Consider the following 7,171-nt stretch of genomic DNA (forward strand, 5'->3'; position numbering starts at 1 on the left):
GGCAAAGCTTTGAGTACCTGCCGGATGTGATTAGCATATTATAATTTGTCCCACCAGATGCGGGTCATGAAATCATCGGCTCCCTGACGGGCAATAGCCGCATCAAGCGATGCACGGTTTAAGTTCTGCTCAGAGAGTGGATATAACATTCTCCTGAAAATCCGGCCACCTGTGGCATTTCCAACATAATTTACGGGTACCAAAGCCGGGTAACCTGTTCTCCGGTAACTGGCGAAAGCTTCCTGTGCATCAGGGAATGCTGCCAGCCAATATTCTGTATAAATCTGCTGCATTTGTGCATCAAAAGTTCCAGTGGTATTAAACGGATGGTATTTGATATAGGTATGGATCTGCAAATCGCTGATGATCCCGTCTGACGGAGCAATAATTGCCCACTGTTTCATGGCGGCGCGGATCCCTGATTCGTACAACGTAGTGGCTGTGCCACCAGTATACCATCCGCGTAAAACGGCTTCTGCCAGCAGGAAATTGGTTTCAGCTGTTGTGTAGATCAGTTTCACTCCACCAAGGGCCAGTACGGTTTTCTGATTGGGTTCTGAATAGGTAACAAAATCAGTAGGTTTTGCGCTTAGCGTAGCAGGCATGCCCTTTTGTATCGCCATAGAAGTATCGGCAACACCGTTTACATATACCACAGAAAGAATCCCTAAACGCGGGTCTTTATTGTTTTTCATATAAGTGATGAAGGTATTCTGGTATTTTCCGCCTTCGGGATTGCTGTTACCGTCAGCTTTGATGTAATCGCTGTTGTATAAACTTAAGGCAATGGGATTTTTATTGATATCCTGACCAGCGCTCATGTAATTGATTTTAGCGATATCGGCATCATCGGTAATCACACCTCCGGCTATTGCTTTTTTCACCCAGGTTTCGGCCAATGCGGCATCAACCTTAGTTAAACGCATGCCCAGACGGAGCATTAAGGAGTAAGCAAATTTTTTCCACTTAACGGTATTACCCGCATAAATCAAATCAGCCTGACCAAAGGTAGCTTTAGCAGCATTTAAACCTGATGCCGATTCGTCCAGTTCCTTCAGCATGTCTAAATAGATACTTCTTTGCGGATCGTAGGCGGGCTTATAGTTCGAATTGGTATAACCCTGGGCGGCCTCGGTATATGGAATATCGCCGTACAAATCGGTAATGCGGCTGAAACAGTAAGCTCTCCAGATCCGTGCAGAGGCTAATAAATTTACCTGTTCAGGATCGTTTTTCACTGCATTGATCACCAAGGCCAGTTCATTAATTTCCTGATAGTAGGCATTGCTGAACTGGGCCATAGACTGTTGGCTTTGACTGGAAACATATTTTGATCCGAAACCAGCCACATCATTAAAACTGGTGGTATACTGCATGGTACCCAGCAGCAGAAGCAGGTTATTTTTGGCACCATCGTATTGTGCTTTAGTAAAAACATAAGCAGGCTGAATGGTGGTGGAGGATTCAGGATCGGTATTAATTTCCTGAAAATCTTTTGTACAAGAAGCTAAAAGCGTGCTAACTAACAAGACGCAAACAGCTGATTGATATTTTTTTATTAACTTTTTCATCTTTCAAGCATTAAAATTTGACCATAAGGTTTAAACCGAAAGTACGTGTACGTGGTAATCCGATTGATTCAAAACCCTGAGCATTACCGTTTGTATAACTCGATTCCGGGTCAAAATTATCGGTCTTTTTATAAAAGGTAAGGATGTTACGGGCAACAAATGAGATACTGGCTAACTGTATCTTAAGAAAATCAAGCTTTTTAACCGGAATATTGTACGATAAAATGGCCTGGCGAAGTTTGATAAAGCCACCATCATGTACAAATAATTCTGAGTAATTACGCAGGTCGTTATAATAAGCACGCAGATCGCTAACCGGAATTAAAGCTGAATATGGATTTCCTGCCTGATCGACACCCGAAATGGTCAATCCGTTTTCGCGTCCGGGTAAGGTACTTTTTAATAATCCTAAACGGGTAGCATAAACTTCTTTGACAGAAAACACCTTATTTCCGAATTTACCATCGATCAAAAAATTCAGGTTGAAATTACCAAATCTAAAATCCTGAGTTAAGCCCATCGTCAGCGGCGCTACCCCGTTACCCAGCTCTTGCAAACCGGTAGCAACCGGACGTTTTGTAGCTGAATTATATACAATCTGACCTGCCTCATTTCTTAACATACGCGTGCCAACAATGGTTCCGTAAGCACTGCCCACAGTTTGGTTGATGTAACCCCAGTTGCCCACCGTACGTGCCATCTCAAAAGTTGTGGTTCCTTCTACCAGCTTCAATACCTCACTTTTATTATAGGCCACATTATAACTGATATTCCAGCCAAATTTATTGCCTTGAACGGGTGCCCCCGTCAACAGAAACTCAATCCCCTTATTACTCAGTTCACCGACATTTAATACGGCATTATTGTAGCCTGAAGTGGATGAAATGGCTGCGTTGAGGATATCGTTGGTTGTTTTGCGGCTATATGCAGTAAAATCTAATCCTAAACGTCCTTTAAACATTTTTAATTCCACACCAGCCTCATAAGTAGTGGAAGTATAAGGTTTCAGATTTGGGTTGGTAATATCGTTCGTGGTCACATTTTGAAGCGGTTGACCTGCACTTGGAACGTTACTATAACTTAAATTAATTCTGTACGGATCAGCAGCACCTCCGCCTACTTCAGCCCAGGATGCGCGGACTCTTAAAATATCAATTGATGACGGAAGCTTGAAAGCATCAGATGCGACAAAACTACCGCCTAAACTTTGGTACAGGATACTGTTGTTATCCGGACTTAAAGTAGAAAACCAGTCGTTACGTGCGGTATAGGTTAAAAACAGTATGCTTTTATAATCGACATCGGCAGATCCGAACACAGAATTTGTCCTGATTCTTTGGTAGGTAGGAATCGTGCTGGAAGTGGCCAGGTTTTTATAACTGTAGAAAAAAGGGATAGTAAAGGTATTTCCATCCATATTTAACTGTTTATTTTCAAACCGGCGGCTGTTGGCTCCGCCTAATATCGAAATGCCTATTTTATCGGCGATTCGGTTTTTATAATTTCCGGTGATCAGCGAGTTGGTTTCGGAAACATCCGATTTAATTCCTGAATACTGGCCTTTCGGGATGTAAATATCCCCGGTAGGCAAAATATTAACATAATTATAGTTATAAAAATCGCGGCTGATTACCCCTTTCAACTGGAAATTCTTCACCATATCATAAGTAATAGACCCCTGGCCGATGAACCTGTTTTTTACATCATTTTGCTGGTATTTATTGATTACAAAATACCCGTTGGTGGCAATACCGGCGTCGTTCCATGGCGTTTGGTTTCCGGCGGCATCGTAACCCGGAGCAAGCCAACGCACATCTACCGTATTGGCAACTTCGTAAGGTGTCCAGTTTGGATTACCTAATGCATCACCAGCGAGTGTTCTGCCAAAACCTTTCTCCAGGTTATATTGCGCCAAACCCTCAACCTTTATCTTATCGGTTATTTTTGCATTAATGTTTAAGTTAGCGGTTTGTCTTTTAAATCTGGTGCTGGAAATAATCCCTTTGCTATCCAGATCTGACAAAGATAAACGGTAAATAATACCATCGGTTCCACCAGAAAATGCAATCGTATTGGTAAAGTTTGTTCCTGTAGAATAGAAATTTTTGATATTATCTTTCACCGCGCTGTATGGATGGGTTAATCCATCTGCAGCTACATAATCAGAGCCATCTATCTTCGCTCCAAACGATAAACGACCAGTGGCAATCGCATCGTTCTTCGTCATCGGTTTAACGCCACCAAGCCCCTGTCCGTATTCATACTGATAATCATTATCATTAATGGCATTCTCAATCGTAAATGTCGAATTGTATTCAACTCCGATACCTTTTTGTTTAACTCCTTTCTTAGTCGTGATTAAAATTACCCCATTACTGGCACGCGAACCATATAGTGCGGCGGCAGTACCCCCCTTTAATACGGTAATACTCTCTATATCATCCGGATTGATACTCGAAATCCCATCGCCTCTATCCACATTAGTAGCTAATCCATTCGTAGTTGCTGCACCACCCGGAACACTGTTATCAATCGGCATTCCGTTAACCACATAAAGTGGCTGGTTATTACCATTAAATGAACCATTCCCCCGGATAATGACCCGGCTGGAGCCACCCGGACCAGTAGATAAACCCGTAGCATTAACTCCTGCAATTTTACCTGTTAAAGCATTAGCTACATTATTTTCTCGGGCCTGCGTAAATTCAGATCCCTTTACTTCTGTAACCGCATAACCTAAAGCTTTACTATCGCGTTTTATACCCAGGGCAGTTACCACCACATCGTTTAAGCTGCTGGCGCTTTCTTTTAATTTTACACTTATCGCTGTTTTAAAATCATTGACCGGAAGTTCAAGTGTTTCGTAGCCTACAGACGCAATGCTTAAAATGATCGGTTTTCCTGCCAGTTCATTCGGAATAGTGATACTGAACTGTCCCTGCGCATCGGTCGAAGCACCGGTTTTGGTCCCTTTGATATATACGGTAGCTCCTATTAATGGCAGGTTATCGCTTGCTGAAAAAATGGTTCCTTTAATTACATCAGCTGCGTTTTCGGCCTGCGTATTAATAATGATATACTGAGACTCGCTGATCTTATTAAAATCCAGTGAAGATCCGTTTAAAGCAAAGGTTAAAGCGGTTTTGGCATCGCCAAAGGCCATCAGCTGTGTTTCAGTCAGGTTACTGTCTTTATTTTCCAGAATACCTGCTTTATACGCTATTTTAATGTCAAATCTGGTTTTGATCAGTTGTAAGGCAGTTTTAAGCGATAGTTTATTATCGCTAAGGCTTTGCGCTTTTATGCCATTTACATGTGCCACATTGCGGGCCAGGAGCTGAGCGGAACAAAATAATGTACACGCACAGAACATCAAAGTAAGACAGCTGTGTCCAGCTACCCTCCTAAGGTAGAGTATTCTCATAATCCTGTTTAGTTTAGTTGTTGTTGGTTAATTGTTGTGGTTAATTATAGTTTAGATCAGATTCAAGCGCTTAAATCTTCTCCAAACTATCTGGTTATGGTTATTTTCTTATTATTTGTTTTAATATTGAGGTGTAAGGTAGTCGATAAAATCTGAAGCAATTCTTTAACGCTGCCGACATTAATTTCGCCTTCAACCTTAAGTTCGCTCATTTTTTTATCTTCTAACACAACTTCATAGCCCAGATCATCCTGTAATACACCGATCATCTCTTCCAGACTGGCATTCTGAAATACTAGCTGACGATTGATCCAGGCGGTTAAATGTTGCGGATTAAGCATTTTCTGGTGAACAAGATTACTTGCATCAGCATGCTTTACCAAATCACCGGGCTTCATCACAAACTGCATACGCTTTTTATTGAAATCGTCATAATCTACCCTGATCTTTCCGGTTAATAAACCTATACTGGTTTTTTCATGCCTGCTTTTTACATTAAAGGTGGTTCCCAATACTTCGATGTTCAGGTCTCCGCAATGCACTATAAATTTTTCATCCGGCTGGATGTGGTTGGTATCGATGTTGATGTGCTTCACCTTAAATAAAGCTTCACCATCAATCCACACTTCCCTTGGACCATCATTAAAATTGGCAGCGTAACTGATTTTTGAATTCCCATTTAATGTCACTTCCGACCCATCCGGCAGGGTGATGGTTTTGATTATGCCATAATCAGTTTTAACTGCATCTTTATTCCACATCGTGAAGTAGAGTAATACAGATAAAAGGACTACTGCAAAAACTGCGGCTACCTTAAAGAAAGGTGAAAAAGAAAGTTTTTTGACTTTTGGCTCTCCTGCTGTTATACTGACAGAAATTTTTTCAAAAAGCGATTGCTGTGCCTGCTCATTACTGAAAACTTTTTGCTGGCGGTAAGCCGAAATGGTATCAAAAGCAGCGAGGGCAATTCTGCTTTTATATGGATGTGCTGCTTTAAATTTTTCCCAGGCCAATACATCTGAAGCATTTTGCTCCACAACAAACGCCAAAAAAGCATCGTCGTTCAGAAAATCTTCAAAAGTGTAGTTTATAAATTTAGAAAAATCCATATATCAGCAATTATATATCCCTATATACATGGACCAGCCTAAATTATCCCTACATTTTTGAAAAAAATTAATTTATTTCAAAAAGAGCTCTTTTTGACCCGATAATAGCTAACATCATCATTAAATCGACCAGCTTAACCCGCTCCTGAAGTTTACCAATGGCCTTATAAAGCAGTTTATAGGTGGAGGTAATATTCAGGTTCATAATATCTGCAGCTGCTTCGTAGCTAAGGCCTTCATAAAACCTTAAATAGATAATTTCCTGTTGCCTGGACGAAAGGGTCTGGATCGCCTCCTTTAACTTGCGCTGAAGCTCCTTCTTCGACTCATCTTCCATAAAAACGGTATCAAATGATACTTCAAAGTTAAATGGATAATCTTCAGCTGAATCTATCGCCACGAAACGCTGCTGAGCGTCCATCTTCCTGAGCAATAAATTCCGAAGCGACTTATAGAGGTAGTTTTTTACCGAAACGGGGTTACCTAATTGTTCGCGCTTCGTCCATAAATTCACAAATAAATCGTGTACAGCATCCTCGATCAGGCTCACATCCCTGGTAAATTTATACCCGTAATTATTAAGCGCCTTAAAATGAATATTGTACAACTGCCTGTAGGCATTCCAATCCCCTCCCTTAAAGGCATTCCATTCGGGCGCAGTGGTTTCATGAAGTTGAACCTTTTTTAACGGCATAGGGATTATTCGTTTTACTAACTTAGTAAAATTAAGCTACGAAAGGAATTTATTGAGAAATTATGGTTGAAATTTATGTTTTTTATGGGAAAGTAGGAATATAAGCAAAAAGCCTTTAAGTCTTGCGATCTAAAGGCTTCTCGTTTTTGTGTCGGGATGGCAGGATTCGAACCTACGACCTCCACATCCCAAATGTGGCGCGATACCGGGCTACGCTACATCCCGAACATTGGTATCGATCTTTTTTTAATCCTGTTGTAAAGTGGATTGAACTTTTAGTCGGGATGGCAGGATTCGAACCTACGACCTCCACATCCCAAATGTGGCGCGATACCGGGCTACGCTACATCCCGAACTTTGGTATCGATCTTTT

Annotated in this window: 4 protein-coding genes and 2 tRNA genes; all 6 read right to left on the reverse strand. The window is 41.3% G+C overall.

The genetic code is table 11. The features are described 5' to 3' along the window. Positions 1-38 precede the first annotated feature (38 nt). On the reverse strand, positions 39-1,571 hold the full coding sequence (locus ACIQXP_RS00505) for a SusD/RagB family nutrient-binding outer membrane lipoprotein (protein ID WP_387504421.1): 1,533 nt from the start codon (positions 1,569-1,571) through the stop codon (positions 39-41). 10 nt (positions 1,572-1,581) lie between these two features. Beyond that, entirely contained in the window at positions 1,582-4,995 is a 3,414-nt protein-coding gene (locus ACIQXP_RS00510; RefSeq protein ID WP_387504420.1) for a SusC/RagA family TonB-linked outer membrane protein, read from the reverse strand. Positions 4,996-5,081: 86 nt separating this feature from the next. Then, a complete protein-coding gene (locus ACIQXP_RS00515; protein WP_387504419.1) occupies positions 5,082-6,104 on the reverse strand; it encodes a FecR family protein in 1,023 nt (340 codons plus the stop codon). 67 nt (positions 6,105-6,171) lie between these two features. Next, positions 6,172-6,798, reverse strand: coding sequence for an RNA polymerase sigma factor (locus ACIQXP_RS00520; protein WP_387504417.1), 627 nt, complete (start codon positions 6,796-6,798; stop codon positions 6,172-6,174). A 151-nt stretch (positions 6,799-6,949) separates the two neighbouring features. After that, positions 6,950-7,023: transfer RNA gene (locus ACIQXP_RS00525), tRNA-Pro, on the reverse strand. 54 nt (positions 7,024-7,077) lie between these two features. Next, positions 7,078-7,151: transfer RNA gene (locus ACIQXP_RS00530), tRNA-Pro, on the reverse strand. Positions 7,152-7,171: the final 20 nt, after the last annotated feature.

The sequence above is a fragment of the Pedobacter suwonensis genome (assembly GCF_044762335.1).
Classification (GTDB): domain Bacteria; phylum Bacteroidota; class Bacteroidia; order Sphingobacteriales; family Sphingobacteriaceae; genus Pedobacter.